The organism is Escherichia sp. E2586 (genome assembly GCF_005781105.1).
In the GTDB taxonomy this organism is placed as follows: Bacteria; Pseudomonadota; Gammaproteobacteria; order Enterobacterales; family Enterobacteriaceae; genus Escherichia.
Map to the genome: position 1 here is coordinate 1 of NZ_VATN01000016.1, position 16,495 is coordinate 16,495.

The window sequence follows — 16,495 nt, forward strand, 5'->3', positions numbered from 1 at the left end:
TCATTTATCGTCTTGCGACGTTAAGAATCCGTATCTTCGAGTGCCCACACAGATTGTCTGATAAATTGTTAAAGAGCAGTTGCGACGCGGCTTTCAGCTCGCTGTCGCGAGGTGGCGTATATTACGCTTTCCTCTTTCAGAGTCAAGCGTTTATTTTCGCTTTTCTCTGCCGGAATTCTCAGGAGAATCCCGCTGACCCGGCGGCTTGTTCGCCGTTGTTCCGTGTCAGTGGTGGCGCATTATAGGGAGTTATTCTGAAGAGACAAGCGGAAAATATAAAAAATTTATCGTTCGTTCAATTCTTAAGCAAAACACCTTAAAAACGACCATTTCCGGTTGGAAATTAGACAAAAAGCGAGCCCCGAAGGACTCGCTTGTCTTATTTACTGGACGGCGACGATCCGGTCTTCATTAACTTCCAGGCGAATAACTTTACCCGGAACCAATTCACCAGACAGTATTTGCTGTGCCAGCGGGTTTTCGATCTGCTGCTGGATAGCTCGTTTCAGAGGACGTGCACCATAGACCGGATCGTAACCGTTCTCGCTCAGCAGTTTCAGCGCCTCGTCAGAAATGTGGATTTCATAACCACGTTCTTCCAGACGTTTGTACAGACGTTTCAACTGAATCTGCGCAATCGACGCAATGTGCTGTTCACCCAGCGGATGGAAGACCACCACTTCATCGATACGGTTAATGAATTCCGGACGGAAGTTATGGCTTACCACACCGAGCACCAGCTCTTTCATGTGCGCATAATCCAGTTCACCGAAGCGTTCCTGAATCAAATCGGAACCGAGGTTAGAGGTCATAATGACAACCGTATTACGGAAGTCGACCGTTCTCCCCTGCCCGTCAGTCAGACGCCCATCATCCAGTACCTGCAACAGAATGTTGAAGACATCCGGATGCGCTTTTTCCACTTCATCCAGCAGGATGACGGAATACGGACGACGACGCACCGCTTCGGTCAGGTAGCCACCTTCTTCATAACCGACATATCCCGGAGGCGCACCAACCAGACGAGACACCGAGTGTTTCTCCATAAACTCGGACATATCGATACGGACCATCGCCTCGTCGCTATCAAACATAAAGTTCGCCAGCGCCTTACAAAGTTCAGTTTTCCCCACACCAGTTGGGCCGAGGAACAGGAATGAACCAATCGGGCGATTTGGATCCGCCAGCCCCGCACGGCTACGACGAATAGCGTTAGATACCGCATCAACCGCTTCGTTCTGACCAATAACGCGCTGGTGCAGTTCTTGCTCCATACGCAGCAGTTTTTCGCGCTCGCTTTCCATCATGCGAGAAACCGGAATCCCCGTCCAACGCGCCAGCACTTCAGCAATTTCGGCGTCGGTCACTTTATTACGCAACAGACGCATAGTTTTGCCTTCGAGCTGCGTTGCGGCTTCCAGTTGCTTTTCCAGTTCCGGGATTTTGCCGTATTGCAGTTCAGACATCCGCGCCAGGTCACCCACACGGCGAGCCTGTTCAATGGCGATTTTCGCCTGCTCCAGTTCCGCTTTAATGGTCTGTGTACCAGAGAGCGACGCTTTCTCTGCTTTCCACTCTTCTTCTAACTCGGAGTACTGACGTTCTTTGTCGCTCAGTTCTTCGTTGAGCATATCCAGGCGTTTTTTACTGGCTTCATCAGACTCTTTCATTAACGCCTGTTGTTCCAGTTTGAGCTGGATGATACGACGATCGAGTCGGTCGAGTTCTTCCGGTTTTGAGTCAATCTGCATACGAATGCTGGATGCTGCTTCATCGATCAGGTCGATGGCTTTATCCGGCAGCTGACGGTCAGCAATGTAGCGATGAGACAATGTCGCCGCTGCAACAATTGCCGGGTCAGTAATTTGCACATGGTGGTGCAGCTCGTAACGTTCTTTCAGGCCACGCAGAATAGCAATGGTGTCTTCAACAGAAGGCTCGGCAACAAACACTTTCTGGAAGCGACGTTCCAACGCAGCATCTTTTTCGATGTACTGGCGATATTCGTCCAGCGTCGTAGCACCCACACAGTGCAGTTCACCACGCGCCAGTGCCGGTTTCAGCATATTCCCGGCGTCCATTGCGCCATCGGCTTTACCTGCGCCAACCATAGTATGTAATTCGTCGATAAACAGGATGACGTTGCCTTCCTGTTTGGAGAGATCGTTAAGCACGCCTTTTAAACGTTCTTCAAACTCACCGCGATATTTCGCCCCAGCCACCAGCGCGCCCATATCCAGCGCCAGTACGCGGCGGCCTTTCAGCCCTTCCGGCACTTCGCCATTGATAATACGCTGCGCCAGACCTTCAACGATGGCAGTTTTACCAACACCAGGTTCACCAATCAGCACCGGGTTATTTTTAGTACGACGTTGCAGTACCTGAATGGTACGGCGAATTTCTTCATCACGACCAATCACCGGATCGAGTTTGCCTTGTTCGGCTCGTTCGGTAAGGTCGATGGTGTATTTTTTCAAAGCCTGACGTTGGTCTTCAGCTCCTTGATCGTTCACGCTTTCACCTCCGCGCATTTGTTCAATCGCTTGAGTAATGTTGGCGGTGGTCGCCCCTGCTGCTTTCAGGATATCGGCCAGCGTGCCGCGAGACTCAAGTGCCGCCAGAACGAACAGTTCTGACGAGATAAAGTTATCACCACGTTTTTGCGCCAGCTTGTCGCAAAGATTAAGAACGCGCACCAGATCCTGTGATGGCTGGACATCGCCACCTGTACCTTCAACCTGTGGTAAACGGTTTAATGCCTGAGTGATATCTGTGCGCAACTGGCCAGCATTGATGCCAGCAGATGTTAATAAAGGACTAACCGAACCCCCTTCCTGATTCAGCAGGGCGCTCATTAAATGAAGTGGTTCGATGAATTGGTTGTCGTGCCCGAGTGCAAGTGATTGGGCATCGGCAAGAGCAAGCTGGAATTTATTAGTAAGACGATCCAGACGCATAACTCCTCCCATAACGGATCAAAGTTGCTACTGGAGATTAAATGAGGTCATCCCTCAATTATTCAAGGTTATTGACCAGATTAATGTGAAAAGAAAATCACGCGTACCGGATCGTCTTGATTCTTTAGGTTATATCAGCCAAATGAAACTTGCCATACGACCGGTGATCTTGTCGCGACGATAAGAGAAGAAAGTCTCATTTTCCGTATATGTACAACGGTCGCCGCCGAAAATTTGCTCAACACCAACGCTCGCCAGACGCTGTCGGGCAAGCTGATAAATATCCGCCAGATACTTATCACCATGCTGAATGAAAGCTGTACTCGCGTTGGCGTCTACTTCCATAAACGCCTCGCGAACCTCCGGCCCCACTTCAAACGCGCGTGGACCGATTGCCGGCCCCAACCAGGCAAGAATGTTTTCGGGCTTATCGGCAAAGCAGGAAACCGTCTCTTCCAGCACGCCTGCGCACAGTCCACGCCAGCCAGCATGGGCAGCCGCGACTTCCGTTCCTGCCCGATTGCAAAACAGCACAGGCAGGCAATCGGCTGTCATTACGGCACAAACCGTGCCGGGTGTGTTGCTATACGAGGCATCCGCCCGTTTTGAGGTATAAGGTTCGCCAGTAAGCTTAAGCACATCTTTACCGTGTACCTGCTCAAGCCAGACCGGTTTTGAAGGCAAATTACCCGCAGCAAAAAGCCGCTTGCGATTTTCCTCGACGTGCTCCGGGTTATCACCACAATGAGCACCGAGGTTGAGCGAGTCGTAGGGCGGCAAGCTCACGCCGCCGACACGGGTAGAGCTACAGGCCGCAACACCTTTTGGCAGCGGCCACTGCGGGACAATCAGCTTACTCATAACCAGTCCACTTCATCCTTATGCTCTTCGAAATCGGCGCGCATCACCTCAATCAGCTCCACCATATCTTGTGGAATAGGTGCATGCCATTCCATTTCAATGCCGGAGATCGGGTGATAAAGACGCAGCATGGTTGCATGAAGCGCCTGACGATCAAACTTACGCAGCGTGGAGATAAACGCTTCCGAAGCACCTTTTGGCGGACGCGGACGGCCACCATAAACCGGATCGCCCACCAGCGGATGGGTTATATGGGCCATATGCACGCGGATCTGGTGCGTACGTCCAGTTTCCAGACGCAGCCGCAGACGCGTGTGCACACGGAAGTGTTCCATAATGCGATAGTGAGTGACCGCCGGTTTGCCCATCGGATGCACCGCCATATGAGTTCGTTTGGTCGGATGGCGACTGATTGGCTCGTCCACCGTGCCACCAGCAGTCATATGACCAATTGCTACCGCTTCATACTCACGAGTAATTTCACGTCGTTGCAGAGATTCCACCAGGCGCGTCTGGGCTGGAACGGTTTTTGCCACAACCATGAGGCCAGTGGTGTCTTTATCCAGACGATGGACAATACCCGCACGCGGTACATCGGCAATGGGCGGATAGTAATGAAGCAACGCATTCAATACCGTGCCATCCGGGTTACCCGCGCCAGGATGTACCACCAGGTCGCGCGGTTTATTAATGACGATAATGTCTTCATCTTCATAGACGATATCCAGCGGGATATCCTGCGGTTCAAAACGCGCTTCTTCTTCAATCTCGGCGTTGATGGCCACCAGCTCGCCACCCAATACTTTTTCTTTCGGCTTATCACAAACTTTGCCGTTAACCAGCACGCGCTGGTCGAGGATCCATTCTTTTATTCGCGAACGTGAATAATCCGGGAACATTTCGGCTAAAGCCTGATCTAAGCGTTGACCGAGTTGGTTTTCGGACACTGTTGCAGTGAGTTCTACTCGTTGTGCCATATATACTGCTTCTTCGTTTATCGTTGGGGTTTTACGGCTTTGCCGTTTAATATAGTGTGCTATTGTAGCTGGTCTTAACCGGGAGCAGGAACAGAGAATCTCCCGTATTACATTTTGAGGAAAGTCAAAACGTCATGACGCGCATGAAATATCTGGTGGCAGCCGCCACACTAAGCCTGTTTTTGGCGGGTTGCTCGGGGTCAAAGGAAGAAGTACCTGATAATCCGCCAAATGAAATTTACGCGACTGCACAACAAAAGCTGCAGGACGGTAACTGGAGACAGGCAATAACGCAACTGGAAGCGTTAGATAATCGCTATCCGTTTGGTCCGTATTCGCAGCAGGTGCAGCTGGATCTCATCTACGCCTACTATAAAAACGCCGATCTGCCGTTAGCACAGGCTGCCATCGATCGTTTTATTCGCCTCAACCCGACCCATCCGAATATCGATTATGTCATGTACATGCGTGGCCTGACCAATATGGCGCTGGATGACAGTGCGCTGCAAGGGTTCTTTGGCGTTGACCGTAGCGATCGCGATCCTCAACATGCTCGAGCTGCATTTAGTGACTTTTCCAAACTGGTGCGCGGCTATCCAAACAGCCAGTACACCACTGATGCAACCAAACGTCTGGTGTTCCTGAAAGATCGTCTGGCGAAATATGAATACTCCGTTGCAGAGTACTACACCGAACGTGGCGCATGGGTTGCCGTCGTCAACCGCGTCGAAGGCATGCTGCGTGACTACCCGGATACCCAGGCTACGCGTGATGCGCTGCCGCTGATGGAAAATGCTTACCGCCAGATGCAGATGAACGCTCAGGCTGAAAAAGTCGCGAAAATTATTGCCGCTAACAGCAGCAACACTTAACTGGTGTGATATACGCAAAACGGCAGCCCTGGAGCTGCCGTTTTTTTATTCGATTTGAACGCTAACTAAAGCGATTCAGTCGCGACTGATCCTATCAAATATGGCTCGCTTTGAGACATTCCTCAAGTAAAAAAACACCTCTTCCTGCGATTTCTCACAAAAAAACTTCGTTGACAAAAAGTGACAAAATTATGAGATTTTCATCACACATTTTGACATCAGGAGCGGTATGCTGAATTCACCAAGACGGGAAGACAAGAGGTAAAATTTATGACAATGAACATTACCAGCAAACAAATGGAAATTACTCCGGCAATCCGCCAACATGTCGAAGACCGTCTCGCCAAACTGGAAAAATGGCAAACGCACCTGATTAATCCGCATATCATTCTGTCCAAGGAACCACAGGGGTTCGTTGCTGACGCCACTATCAATACACCTAACGGCGTTCTGGTTGCCAGTGGTAAACATGAAGATATGTACACCGCTATTAACGAATTGATCAACAAGCTGGAACGGCAGCTCAATAAACTGCAGCACAAAGGCGAAGCACGTCGTGCCGCAACGTCGGTGAAAGACGCCAACTTCGTCGAAGAAGTTGAAGAAGAGTAGTCCTTTATATTGAGTGTATCGCCAACGCGCCTTCGGGCGCGTTTTTTGTTGACAGCATGAAAACAGTACGGGTACTGTACTGAAGTCGCTTAAGGAAACAAACATGAAACAAACGCCGTTTTTCTTCGCATTCTTTTTTACCTTCCCCTGAATGGGAGGCGTTTCGTCGTGTGAAACAGAATGCGAAGACGAACAATAAGGCCTCCCAAATCGGGAGGCCTTTTTTATTGATAACAAAAAAGGCAACACTATGACATCGGAAAACCCGTTACTGGCGCTGCGCGAGAAAATTAGCACGCTGGACGAAAAATTGCTGGCGTTACTGGCTGAGCGGCGCGAGCTAGCCGTTGAGGTGGGAAAAGCCAAACTGCTTTCACATCGCCCGGTGCGTGATATCGATCGTGAGCGCGATTTGCTGGAAAGATTAATTACGCTTGGTAAAACACACCATCTGGATGCCCACTACATTACTCGCCTGTTCCAGCTCATCATTGAAGATTCCGTATTAACTCAGCAGGCTTTACTCCAGCAGCATCTCAATAAAATTAATCCGCACTCAGCCCGCATTGCTTTTCTCGGGCCCAAAGGCTCTTATTCACATCTTGCGGCGCGCCAGTACGCTGCCCGTCACTTTGAGCAATTCATTGAAAGCGGCTGCGCCAAATTTGCCGATATTTTTAATCAGGTGGAAACCGGCCAGGCCGACTATGCTGTCGTACCGATTGAAAATACCAGCTCCGGTGCCATAAACGACGTTTACGATCTGCTGCAACATACCAGCTTGTCGATTGTTGGCGAGATGACGTTAACTATCGACCATTGTTTGCTGGTTTCCGGCACCACCGATTTATCGACTATCAACACGGTCTACAGCCACCCGCAGCCGTTCCAGCAATGCAGCAAATTCCTTAACCGTTACCCGCACTGGAAGATTGAATATACCGAGAGTACGTCTGCGGCAATGGAAAAAGTTGCACAGGCAAAATCACCACATGTCGCTGCGCTGGGGAGCGAAGCTGGCGGTTCCTTGTACGGTTTACAGGTACTGGAGCGCATTGAGGCGAATCAACGACAAAACTTCACCCGATTTGTGGTGCTGGCACGTAAAGCCATTAACGTGTCTGACCAGGTTCCGGCAAAAACCACACTGTTAATGGCTACCGGACAACAAGCTGGTGCTCTGGTTGAAGCGTTGCTGGTATTGCGCAACCACAATCTGATTATGACCCGTCTGGAATCACGTCCGATTCACGGTAATCCGTGGGAAGAGATGTTTTATCTGGATATTCAGGCCAATCTTGAATCCGTGGAAATGCAAAAGGCGTTAAAAGAGTTAGGAGAAATCACCCGTTCAATGAAGGTATTGGGTTGTTACCCAAGTGAAAACGTAGTGCCTGTTGATCCAACCTGATGAAAAAAGCCGGATGATGTGAATCATCCGGCACAGAGTTATTACTGGCGGCTATCGTTCGCCTGACGCAATAATACGCGGCTTTCATTCTGGAAGCGTTGTGCGTAATCGCCGAACCAGTGCTCCACCTTGCGGAAGCTGTCAATAAACGCCTGCTTATCGCCCTGCTCCAGCAACTCAATCGCCTCACCAAAACGCTTATAGTAACGTTTGATCAACGCCAGATTACGTTCTGAAGACATAATAATATCGGCATAAAGCTGCGGATCCTGGGCAAACAGTCGCCCGACCATCGCCAACTCAAGACGATATATGGGCGAAGAGAGTGCCAGAAGCTGCTCAAGCTGAACATTTTCTTCTGCCAGATGCAGGCCATAAGCAAAAGTGGCAAAGTGGCGCAACGCCTGGATAAACGCCATATTCTGATCATGTTCAACGGCGCTAATGCGATGCAGTCGCGCGCCCCAGACCTGAATTTGTTCAAGAAACCATTGGTACGCTTCTGGCTGACGTCCATCACACCAGACCACGACCTGCTTCGCCAGGCTGCCGCTATCCGGACCAAACATCGGGTGAAGCCCCAGCACTGGACCATCATGCGCCGCCAGCATGGCCTGTAATGGTCCATTCTTCACTGATGCCAGATCGACCAGAATACAGTCTTGCGGTAAACGTGGTAATTTGCCAATGACTTGTTCAGTAACATGAATCGGTACACTGACAATCACCATACCGGCATCGGCAACAATCTCAGCCGCGCGATCCCAGTCATGTTGCTCCAGAATCCGCACCTGATAACCCGAGAGTGTCAGCATCTTCTCGAACATGCGCCCCATCTGACCACCGCCACCAACAATGACTACCGGACGTAGTGAAGGACAAAGCGTTTTAAATCCTTTGTCGTTTTCGCTGGAGTAGGACTCACGCATTACCCGACGCAGAACATCTTCAATCAGATCTGGCGGAACGCCGAGAGCTTCCGCCTCTGCGCGCCGCGAGGCCAGCATGGATGCCTCGCGCTCCGGTACATAAATGGGTAACCCAAAGCGGCTTTTCACTTCACCGACTTCAGCAACCAGTTCCAGACGCTTTGCTAATAAATTCAGCAGCTCTTTATCGACTTCATCAATTTGATCGCGTAATGCGGTCAACTCAGCAACCATAATAAACCTCTTAAGCCACGCGTGCCGTCAGCTGCCCATTCAGATCCTGATGAATTTCACGCAGCAAGGCATCGGTCATTTCCCAGCTTATGCAGGCATCTGTTACGGATACACCGTATTTCATTTCACTGCGTGGTTGCTCGGAAGACTGATTGCCTTCGTGGATGTTACTTTCGATCATCAGACCAATAATTGAGCGATTGCCATCTTTGATTTGGGCAACCACGGATTCTGCCACCGCAGGCTGACGGCGATAATCTTTATTGGAATTACCGTGGCTGCAATCTACCATCAGTGAGGGGCGCAGTCCCGCCTGTTCCATCTCTTTTTCACATTGCGCGATATCCGCCGGGCTATAGTTCGGTGCTTTTCCGCCACGCAGAATCACATGTCCGTCCGGATTACCCTGAGTTTGCAGCAGCGCCACCTGCCCTGCCTGATTAATACCAACAAAGCGATGCGGTTGTGCAGCGGCACGCATAGCATTAATTGCTGTCGCCAGACTGCCATCAGTGCCGTTTTTAAAACCAACCGGCATGGAAAGCCCGGATGCCATTTCACGGTGCGTTTGCGATTCCGTGGTACGAGCACCAATTGCCGACCAGCTAAACAGATCACCCAAATATTGCGGGCTGTTTGGATCTAACGCTTCCGTCGCCAACGGTAATCCCATATCTACCAGTTCCAACAGCAACTTACGTGCAATCTTTAATCCTGTTTCAACATCAAAGGAGCCATCCATATGTGGATCGTTAATCAACCCTTTCCAACCAACAGTGGTACGGGGCTTTTCAAAATAGACGCGCATCACCAAGTAGAGACTATCGCTGACCTCTGCGGCAAGGGCTTTAAATCGACGAGCATATTCCAGTGCGGTTTCAGGATCATGAATGGAGCAAGGACCACACACCACCAGCAGCCGGGGATCGCGCCCAGCGATGATATCTGAAATAGTTTTACGCGAATCAGCAATCTGGGCCTCTTGTTGTCGGCTTAATGGAAAAGCTGCCTTCAACTGTTCCGGGGTCATCAGAACCTGTTCGTCGGTAATATGTACGTTGTTCAGCGCGTCTTTTTGCATGATGGCGATCCTGTTTATGCTCGTTTGCGATAGTTGATCCTCAGCGAGGATGACGCAACGATATCACAACAAGTAAAGATTTCAATCCATATTTCGTAAATAATAGTTTACACCAGCAACTCATATACGTTTTAACCACCAATAAATGTACAAATAAATTTACACACACAATAAAAACAATCCGCTATGCTTTGAAAAAGGAGAAAAAACAATGAAACACTTTATCGCCCCTTTGTTAGCTTTGGTTGTTAGCGGCTGTCAGATTGATCCCTATACTCACGCACCAACCTTGACCAGCACTGACTGGTATGATGTTGGTATGGAAGATGCGATATCAGGCGTTGCTATAAAAAATGACGATGCTTTTAACGATTCACAGGCTGATCGGGGGATATATCTTAAAGGATATGCCGAAGGGCAAAAGAAAACCTGCCAGGTCGATTTTACTTATGCCCGAGGGCTTTCCGGTAAAAGTTTCCCTGCCAGCTGCAACAATGTAGAAAATGCCAGCCAATTGCATGAAGTATGGCAAAAAGGAGCTGATGAAAATGCCCGCACGATGAAACTTAATTAATTTAAATCCCACCACAAAATTAATCATAAGATTTAACTTATTCGATTTTTAATTCTCTTCTGGATGACGACTACACAAAAGAATGATATTTTAATGAACATTCTGAAAAATTTTCGATGCGTTTCGAGCGAAGATGGTGAGGATCCCTGAATGCGCTTTTCTCACCTACTGTTCTTACTGCTGCTATTCCTTCTGGCAGGCGCGCCATTACTCGCTCAGGAAACCACTGACGTTACGAAAAATGTGCGTTTAATGGTTTCCGGTATCGTAAGCTACACTCGCTGGCCGACGGTATCTGGTCCACCAAGACTATGTATTTTTTCATCTTCACGATTTAGCACCGCCCTGCAAGAGAAAGGTGCGACGCCTTTGCCTTACCAGCCTGTCATCGTTAACAACAAACAAGAGGCGATGATTTCAGGCTGCAATGGTTTTTATTTTGGCAGCGAGTCACCGACATTCCAGACAGAATTAATCGAACAATATCCGTCTAAGGCGTTATTATTAATTGCCGAACAAAATACCGAGTGCATTATTGGCAGCGCATTTTGTCTGGTCATCAACAATAATAACGTCAGGTTTGCCGTAAACCTGGATGCCTTATCGCGTAGTGGTGTTAAGGTCAACCCGGATGTCTTAATGCTCGCACGGAAGAAAAACGATGGATAACGATAATTCTCTTCATAAGCGCCCCACGTTTAAAAGAGCATTACGCAACATCAGCATGACCAGCATATTTATCACTATGACGCTGATCTGGCTGCTGCTTTCCGTGACGTCAGTGCTAACCCTGAAACAATACGCGCAAAAAAACCTGGCACTAACCGCTGCAACAATGACTTACAGCCTGGAAGCTGCGGTCGTTTTTGCCGATGGTCCTGCAGCAACAGAAACTCTGGCCGCACTAGGTCAGCAAGGCCAATTTTCAACCGCAGAAGTGCGTGATAATCAGCAAAACATTATTGCTTCCTGGCACTACACTGCCAGAGAACCGGGAGATACCTTCAGTAATTTCATTAGTCACTGGCTCTTTCCGGCTCCCGTCATTCAGCCGATTCGCCACAATGGCGAAACCATTGGCGAAGTGCAGTTAACCGCACGCGACAGCTCAATTAGCCATTTTATCTGGTTTTCACTCGCTGTCCTGACTGCATGTATTCTGCTGGCATCAGGCATCGCGATTACCCTCACCCGCCATTTGCACAATGGTCTGGTTGAAGCGTTAAAAAACATCACCGATGTCGTACATGATGTGCGTTCCAACCGCAATTTTTCCCGACGAGTTTCGGAAGAACGTATCGCAGAGTTTCACCGCTTCGCTCTCGACTTCAACAGTCTGCTAGATGAAATGGAAGAGTGGCAGCTTCGTTTACAGGCCAAAAATGCGCAGCTTCTACGTACCGCGCTACATGACCCATTAACCGGGCTGGCTAACCGCGCAGCGTTTCGTAGCGGCATCAACACGTTGATGAACAGTACTGATGCCCGAAAAACGTCGGCATTACTGTTTCTTGATGGCGATAATTTCAAATATATCAATGATACCTGGGGTCATGCGACGGGAGATCAGGTCTTAATTGAAGTGGCAAAACGATTAGCTGAATTTGGTGGGCTGCGACATCAGGCATACCGCATTGGCGGCGATGAATTCGCTATGGTCCTCTATGGCGTGCAATCAGAATCTGAAGTGCAGCGGATTTGCACGGCACTGACACAAATTTTTAATCGACCATTCGATCTTAATAATGGCCATCAAACCACTATGACATTAAGCATTGGTTACGCGATGACCATTGAGCACGTCTCCGCCGAAAAATTACAAGAGCTGGCCGACCATAATATGTATCAGGCCAAACACCAGCGCGCTAAAAAGCTGGTGAAATAACAAGGAAATATCTACATGATAAAGCAACTGGTAGTTCCCCTGGTGTTCTCTTCACTGATACTGACTGGCTGCCAGTCACCACAAGGGAAGTTTACTCCAGAACAAGTCGCCGCTATGCAGTCTTATGGTTTTACTGAATCCGCTGGCGACTGGTCGCTGGGCTTATCTGATACCATTCTGTTTGCTAAAAATGACTACAAACTGCTCCCGGAAAGTCAGCAACAGATCCAGACCATGGCCGCAAAACTGACCTCCACGGGCTTAACCCATGCCCGTATGGATGGACATACCGACAATTACGGCGAAGACAGTTACAACGAAGCTTTATCGCTGAAGCGGGCAAATGTCGTCGCCGATGCGTGGGCAGAAGGTGGACAAATTCCTCGCAGCAATCTCACCACTCAGGGCTTAGGGAAAAAATACCCCATCGCCAGTAACAAGACCGCACAGGGTCGCGCCGAGAACCGCCGCGTCGCTGTGGTGATTAGTGCACCGTAAACGCAATTTCAATAAATAAAAAAAGGGCCAGCCAATTGGCCAGCCCTTCTTAACAGGATGTCGCTTAAGCGAAATCTTAGTTAAGACGCTCTTTGATACGAGCAGCCTTACCAGTACGCTCACGCAGGTAGTACAGTTTAGCTTTACGAACAGCACCACGACGTTTGACAGAAATGCTGTCAACTACCGGAGAGTGAGTCTGGAAGACACGCTCAACGCCTTCGCCGTTGGAAATTTTACGAACAGTGAATGCAGAGTGCAGACCGCGGTTACGAATAGCGATAACCACGCCCTCGAATGCCTGCAGACGTTTTTTGGAACCTTCAACAACCCATACTTTCACTTCCACGGTATCACCCGGACGGAAGGAAGGTACGTCCTGCTTCATCTGCTCTTGTTCAAGTTGCTTAATAATGTTGCTCATAATTTAATCTCTTATCCTGGGTAAACTGATATCTCGGGGGCTTACGCCATCCCATCATGTTTATGTTGCTGTTGTGCGTGTTCCGTTTTGAACTCCGCCAGCAACCTTGCTTGCTCTTCAGTCAGAGCCAGGTTTTCCAGAAGTTCAGGTCTTCTAAGCCAGGTACGGCCCAGCGACTGTTTCAAACGCCAGCGACGTATCTCGGCATGGTTGCCCGACAGTAACACTGACGGAACTTCCATCCCTTCTAACACCTCAGGCCGCGTATAGTGCGGGCAATCCAGCAATCCTTCAGCAAAGGAATCTTCCGTTGCTGAGGCTTCATGTCCCAGTACTCCCGGAATAAACCGGGAAACAGAGTCAATCAGCGTCATTGCTGGTAACTCACCACCACTGAGAACGTAATCGCCGATTGACCATTCTTCGTCAATTTCGGTTTGGATCACGCGCTCATCTATACCTTCGTAGCGACCGCACACCAGAATCAATTTTTGATTCGTTGCCAGTTCGCTGACGCCCGCTTGATCAAGCTTGCGTCCCTGTGGTGACAGATAAATCACCTTTGCGCCTTCACCCGCCGCGGCTTTTGCTGCATGAATGGCGTCCCGCAAAGGTTGCACCATCATTAACATCCCCGGTCCGCCACCGTAAGGACGATCGTCCACGGTACGGTGCCGGTCATGCGTGAAGTCGCGAGGACTCCAGCTCTGGATGCTCAGCAGGCCATTTTTAACTGCCCGGCCAGTTACCCCGTAATCGGTAATTGCGCGGAACATTTCAGGAAACAGGCTAATTATGCCAATCCACATAGCGCCGTCTTTTACCGTTTATCCGGTGGTTTAAAAACCAGGATCCCAATCTACTTCGATTGAACGAGTAGTGAGATCGACTTTCTTGATAACCTGCCCATCGAGGAACGGTACGAGACGTTCCTTGATACCAAACGCATCTTTCAGGTTTGCCTTAATGACGAGAACGTCATTGGATCCGGTTTCCATCATGTCAATGACTTTACCGAGATCGTAGCCTTCAGTGGTTACTACCTGGCAGCCCATCAGGTCTTTCCAGTAGTAGTCGCCCTCTTCAAGCTGAGGCAGTTGCGATGAATCCACGACAATTTCACAATTCGTCAGAAGGTTCGCCGCATCACGATCGTCAACGCCTTTCAGCTTGATGATCATGTCCTGATTGTGGTGCTTCCAGCTTTCCAGCTGGACTTGCTGCCACTGACCCGCCTTCTGGATAAACCAGGGCTGATAGTCAAAAATGCTTTCGGCGTCTTCGGTGGAAGAAAACACTCTGAGCCACCCACGAATACCGTAAGACGAACCCATTTTTCCCAAAACGATGGGATCAACAGGTGCTTGCGCGGTGAGTTGTTTGCTCATCATGACCACCGTGACAGATTAAGCTGCTTTGTTTACTTCTTTGATCAGCGCAGCAACGCGATCAGAAATAGTTGCGCCCTGGCCAACCCAGTGAGCGATGCGATCCAGATCCAGGCGAGTGCCTTCTTCTTTTTCGCTAGCGATTGGGTTGAAGAAACCAACGCGCTCGATGAAGCGACCGTTGCGTGCATTACGGCTGTCAGCGACAACAACCTGGTAGAACGGACGCTTTTTAGCGCCGTGACGTGCTAAACGAATAGTTACCATAACATCCTCTTGTGTGAATAAAACAACCGGACCCCATCGAGGAACGGAGTCCGGTGTCATATTAAAAGCCCGAAAATTTTACTGATTTCTGGAGAAAATGCAATCAGCAGTTAATAACTCTGTCGCATAAGGTCATTTAGCGACCAGGAAATCCCGGTGGCATCATCCCTTTCATGCTTCTCATCATCTTCGCCATTCCGCCCTTCTTCATTTTCTTCATCATGCGCTGCATGTCGTCGAACTGTTTCAGAAGACGGTTAACGTCCTGCACCTGCATACCGCAACCGGCAGCAATACGGCGTTTACGCGAACCTTTGATGATTTCTGGCTTAGCGCGCTCTTTCATCGTCATCGAGTTGATGATGGCTTCCATACGCACCAGCACTTTATCGTCCATCTGCGACTTGACGTTATCCGGGATCTGCCCCATGCCCGGCAGCTTGCCCATTAGGCTGGCCATGCCGCCCATATTTTTCATCTGGCGCAGCTGCTCAAGGAAGTCGTTGAGATCGAAGCCGTCGCCTTTTTTCAGCTTGCTGGCTAATTTCTCTGCCTGCGCACGGTCAACTTTGCTTTCGATATCTTCGATCAGCGACAGAACATCGCCCATGCCGAGAATACGGGAAGCGATACGGTCCGGGTGGAACGGCTCCAGCGCCTCGGTTTTCTCGCCAACACCGAGGAACTTGATCGGTTTGCCAGTGATGTGACGAATAGAGAGCGCCGCACCGCCGCGGGCATCGCCGTCCACTTTGGTCAACACTACACCGGTAAGCGGTAACGCTTCATTGAATGCTTTTGCCGTATTGGCCGCATCCTGACCGGTCATGGCATCGACCACAAACAGGGTTTCAACCGGATTAATCGACGCATGGACTTGTTTGATCTCGTCCATCATCGCTTCGTCAACGTGCAGACGACCGGCGGTATCCACCAGCAGAACGTCGTAGAATTTCAGTTTGGCTTCTTTCAGCGCCGCGTTAACGATATCTACCGGTTTCTGACCAACATCAGAAGGGAAGAAATCAACGCCCACCTGCTCTGCCAACGTCTCAAGCTGTTTGATTGCCGCCGGACGATAAACGTCGGCAGAAACAACCAGCACTTTCTTCTTGTGCTTCTCGCGCAGGAACTTACCGAGTTTGCCCACGCTGGTTGTTTTACCGGCACCTTGCAGGCCCGCCATCAGCACGACCGCAGGCGGTTGCGCAGCCAGATTCAGGGTCTGGTTCTCTTCGCCCATCGCCGCAACCAGCTCGTTACGGACGATTTTGACGAACTCCTGCCCCGGCGTCAGGCTCTTATTAACTTCATGACCAACCGCTTTCTCTTTTACGCGATTGATAAACTCACGCACTACCGGCAGAGCGACGTCCGCCTCCAGCAGCGCCATGCGCACTTCGCGCAGCGTATCTTTTACGTTGTCTTCAGTGAGGCGTCCACGGCCACTGATATTGCGCAGCGTGCGCGACAAACGATCGGTTAAATTATCAAACATTGTCTCTCGCCTGGGGTGGAAACGGTT

Annotated in this window: 18 protein-coding genes and 1 other annotated feature; of the genes, 8 read left to right on the top strand and 10 right to left on the bottom strand. The window is 49.8% G+C overall.

Annotation, left to right across the window (positions count from 1 at the left end; genetic code table 11):
- Positions 1-383 precede the first annotated feature (383 nt).
- The 3 genes from clpB to rluD form a co-directional block, all read right to left on the bottom strand.
- The gene (gene clpB, locus FEK50_RS16115; RefSeq protein WP_130259644.1) at positions 384-2,957 is read right to left on the bottom strand and encodes an ATP-dependent chaperone ClpB; all 2,574 of its coding nucleotides are present in this window, start codon (positions 2,955-2,957) and stop codon (positions 384-386) included.
- Positions 2,958-3,086: 129 nt separating this feature from the next.
- The gene (gene yfiH, locus FEK50_RS16120) at positions 3,087-3,818 is read right to left on the bottom strand and encodes a purine nucleoside phosphorylase YfiH (RefSeq protein WP_130208157.1); all 732 of its coding nucleotides are present in this window, start codon (positions 3,816-3,818) and stop codon (positions 3,087-3,089) included.
- A complete protein-coding gene (gene rluD, locus FEK50_RS16125) occupies positions 3,815-4,795 on the bottom strand; it encodes a 23S rRNA pseudouridine(1911/1915/1917) synthase RluD (protein WP_115438707.1) in 981 nt (326 codons plus the stop codon). Before rluD ends, yfiH begins: the two co-directional genes overlap by 4 nt.
- Before the next feature lie 134 nt (positions 4,796-4,929).
- Between rluD and bamD the strand changes: the two genes are divergently transcribed.
- From bamD to pheA, 4 genes are all read left to right on the top strand, one after another.
- The gene (gene bamD, locus FEK50_RS16130; protein WP_000197686.1) at positions 4,930-5,667 is read left to right on the top strand and encodes an outer membrane protein assembly factor BamD; all 738 of its coding nucleotides are present in this window, start codon (positions 4,930-4,932) and stop codon (positions 5,665-5,667) included.
- A gap of 270 nt (positions 5,668-5,937) precedes the next feature.
- Positions 5,938-6,279 carry a ribosome-associated translation inhibitor RaiA gene (gene raiA, locus FEK50_RS16135; protein WP_000178461.1) on the top strand — a complete coding sequence of 114 codons (342 nt, stop codon included), beginning with the start codon at positions 5,938-5,940 and terminating at the stop codon, positions 6,277-6,279.
- Positions 6,280-6,381: 102 nt separating this feature from the next.
- Positions 6,382-6,507, top strand: a sequence feature (Phe leader region).
- On the top strand, positions 6,383-6,430 hold the full coding sequence (gene pheL / locus FEK50_RS16140; protein WP_100229775.1) for a pheA operon leader peptide PheL: 48 nt from the start codon (positions 6,383-6,385) through the stop codon (positions 6,428-6,430). Its footprint overlaps the feature before it by 48 nt.
- A gap of 22 nt (positions 6,508-6,529) precedes the next feature.
- Entirely contained in the window at positions 6,530-7,690 is a 1,161-nt protein-coding gene (gene pheA, locus FEK50_RS16145) for a bifunctional chorismate mutase/prephenate dehydratase (protein WP_130208153.1), read from the top strand.
- Positions 7,691-7,731: 41 nt separating this feature from the next.
- Here the strand turns inward: pheA and tyrA are convergent, their stop codons facing one another.
- Positions 7,732-8,853, bottom strand: a complete 1,122-nt coding sequence (gene tyrA / locus FEK50_RS16150) for a bifunctional chorismate mutase/prephenate dehydrogenase (RefSeq protein ID WP_131162448.1) — start codon at positions 8,851-8,853, stop codon at positions 7,732-7,734.
- A 10-nt stretch (positions 8,854-8,863) separates the two neighbouring features.
- Positions 8,864-9,934, bottom strand: a complete 1,071-nt coding sequence (aroF, locus tag FEK50_RS16155; RefSeq protein WP_130208149.1) for a 3-deoxy-7-phosphoheptulonate synthase AroF — start codon at positions 9,932-9,934, stop codon at positions 8,864-8,866.
- A gap of 211 nt (positions 9,935-10,145) precedes the next feature.
- On the opposite strand from aroF, the gene FEK50_RS16160 reads away from it, so the two are divergent.
- From FEK50_RS16160 to FEK50_RS16175, 4 genes are all read left to right on the top strand, one after another.
- Positions 10,146-10,508, top strand: a complete 363-nt coding sequence (locus FEK50_RS16160) for a DUF2799 domain-containing protein (protein WP_131162447.1) — start codon at positions 10,146-10,148, stop codon at positions 10,506-10,508.
- 150 nt (positions 10,509-10,658) lie between these two features.
- Complete coding sequence (locus FEK50_RS16165; RefSeq protein ID WP_131162446.1) at positions 10,659-11,177, top strand: YfiR family protein; 519 nt, start codon at positions 10,659-10,661, stop codon at positions 11,175-11,177.
- Positions 11,170-12,393, top strand: coding sequence for a diguanylate cyclase DgcN (gene dgcN / locus FEK50_RS16170; protein ID WP_130208143.1), 1,224 nt, complete (start codon positions 11,170-11,172; stop codon positions 12,391-12,393). Before FEK50_RS16165 ends, dgcN begins: the two co-directional genes overlap by 8 nt.
- A 15-nt stretch (positions 12,394-12,408) precedes the next feature.
- Positions 12,409-12,891: an OmpA family protein gene (locus FEK50_RS16175; protein ID WP_064529888.1), complete on the top strand. Its 483-nt coding sequence runs from the start codon at positions 12,409-12,411 to the stop codon at positions 12,889-12,891.
- Positions 12,892-12,967: 76 nt separating this feature from the next.
- On the opposite strand, the gene rplS is transcribed toward FEK50_RS16175, so the two are convergent.
- The 5 genes from rplS to ffh all read right to left on the bottom strand — a co-directional run bounded on the left by rplS (position 12,968) and on the right by ffh (position 16,468).
- The gene (gene rplS, locus FEK50_RS16180) at positions 12,968-13,315 is read right to left on the bottom strand and encodes a 50S ribosomal protein L19 (protein ID WP_000065253.1); all 348 of its coding nucleotides are present in this window, start codon (positions 13,313-13,315) and stop codon (positions 12,968-12,970) included.
- A 41-nt stretch (positions 13,316-13,356) separates the two neighbouring features.
- A complete protein-coding gene (trmD, locus tag FEK50_RS16185) occupies positions 13,357-14,124 on the bottom strand; it encodes a tRNA (guanosine(37)-N1)-methyltransferase TrmD (protein WP_000264781.1) in 768 nt (255 codons plus the stop codon).
- A 30-nt stretch (positions 14,125-14,154) separates the two neighbouring features.
- Entirely contained in the window at positions 14,155-14,703 is a 549-nt protein-coding gene (gene rimM / locus FEK50_RS16190; protein ID WP_000043330.1) for a ribosome maturation factor RimM, read from the bottom strand.
- A gap of 18 nt (positions 14,704-14,721) precedes the next feature.
- Positions 14,722-14,970 (bottom strand): 30S ribosomal protein S16, encoded by a 249-nt coding sequence (gene rpsP / locus FEK50_RS16195; protein WP_000256450.1) that lies wholly within the window; start codon positions 14,968-14,970, stop codon positions 14,722-14,724.
- Between the two features lie 136 nt (positions 14,971-15,106).
- The gene (ffh, locus tag FEK50_RS16200) at positions 15,107-16,468 is read right to left on the bottom strand and encodes a signal recognition particle protein (protein WP_000460035.1); all 1,362 of its coding nucleotides are present in this window, start codon (positions 16,466-16,468) and stop codon (positions 15,107-15,109) included.
- Positions 16,469-16,495: the final 27 nt, after the last annotated feature.

Excerpts from the sequence above, each read along its gene's own strand:
- yfiH (WP_130208157.1), bottom strand. The coding sequence starts at position 3,818 with ATGAGTAAGCTGATTGTCCCGCAGTGGCCGCTGCCAAAAGGTGTTGCG.
- FEK50_RS16165 (WP_131162446.1), top strand. The coding sequence starts at position 10,659 with ATGCGCTTTTCTCACCTACTGTTCTTACTGCTGCTATTCCTTCTGGCA.
- pheA (WP_130208153.1), top strand. The coding sequence starts at position 6,530 with ATGACATCGGAAAACCCGTTACTGGCGCTGCGCGAGAAAATTAGCACG.
- trmD (WP_000264781.1), bottom strand. The coding sequence starts at position 14,124 with ATGTGGATTGGCATAATTAGCCTGTTTCCTGAAATGTTCCGCGCAATT.
- FEK50_RS16160 (WP_131162447.1), top strand. The coding sequence starts at position 10,146 with ATGAAACACTTTATCGCCCCTTTGTTAGCTTTGGTTGTTAGCGGCTGT.
- ffh (WP_000460035.1), bottom strand. The coding sequence starts at position 16,468 with ATGTTTGATAATTTAACCGATCGTTTGTCGCGCACGCTGCGCAATATC.
- rimM (WP_000043330.1), bottom strand. The coding sequence starts at position 14,703 with ATGAGCAAACAACTCACCGCGCAAGCACCTGTTGATCCCATCGTTTTG.
- rplS (WP_000065253.1), bottom strand. The coding sequence starts at position 13,315 with ATGAGCAACATTATTAAGCAACTTGAACAAGAGCAGATGAAGCAGGAC.
- rpsP (WP_000256450.1), bottom strand. The coding sequence starts at position 14,970 with ATGGTAACTATTCGTTTAGCACGTCACGGCGCTAAAAAGCGTCCGTTC.
- bamD (WP_000197686.1), top strand. The coding sequence starts at position 4,930 with ATGACGCGCATGAAATATCTGGTGGCAGCCGCCACACTAAGCCTGTTT.
- dgcN (WP_130208143.1), top strand. The coding sequence starts at position 11,170 with ATGGATAACGATAATTCTCTTCATAAGCGCCCCACGTTTAAAAGAGCA.
- tyrA (WP_131162448.1), bottom strand. The coding sequence starts at position 8,853 with ATGGTTGCTGAGTTGACCGCATTACGCGATCAAATTGATGAAGTCGAT.
- rluD (WP_115438707.1), bottom strand. The coding sequence starts at position 4,795 with ATGGCACAACGAGTAGAACTCACTGCAACAGTGTCCGAAAACCAACTC.
- clpB (WP_130259644.1), bottom strand. The coding sequence starts at position 2,957 with ATGCGTCTGGATCGTCTTACTAATAAATTCCAGCTTGCTCTTGCCGAT.
- raiA (WP_000178461.1), top strand. The coding sequence starts at position 5,938 with ATGACAATGAACATTACCAGCAAACAAATGGAAATTACTCCGGCAATC.
- aroF (WP_130208149.1), bottom strand. The coding sequence starts at position 9,934 with ATGCAAAAAGACGCGCTGAACAACGTACATATTACCGACGAACAGGTT.
- FEK50_RS16175 (WP_064529888.1), top strand. The coding sequence starts at position 12,409 with ATGATAAAGCAACTGGTAGTTCCCCTGGTGTTCTCTTCACTGATACTG.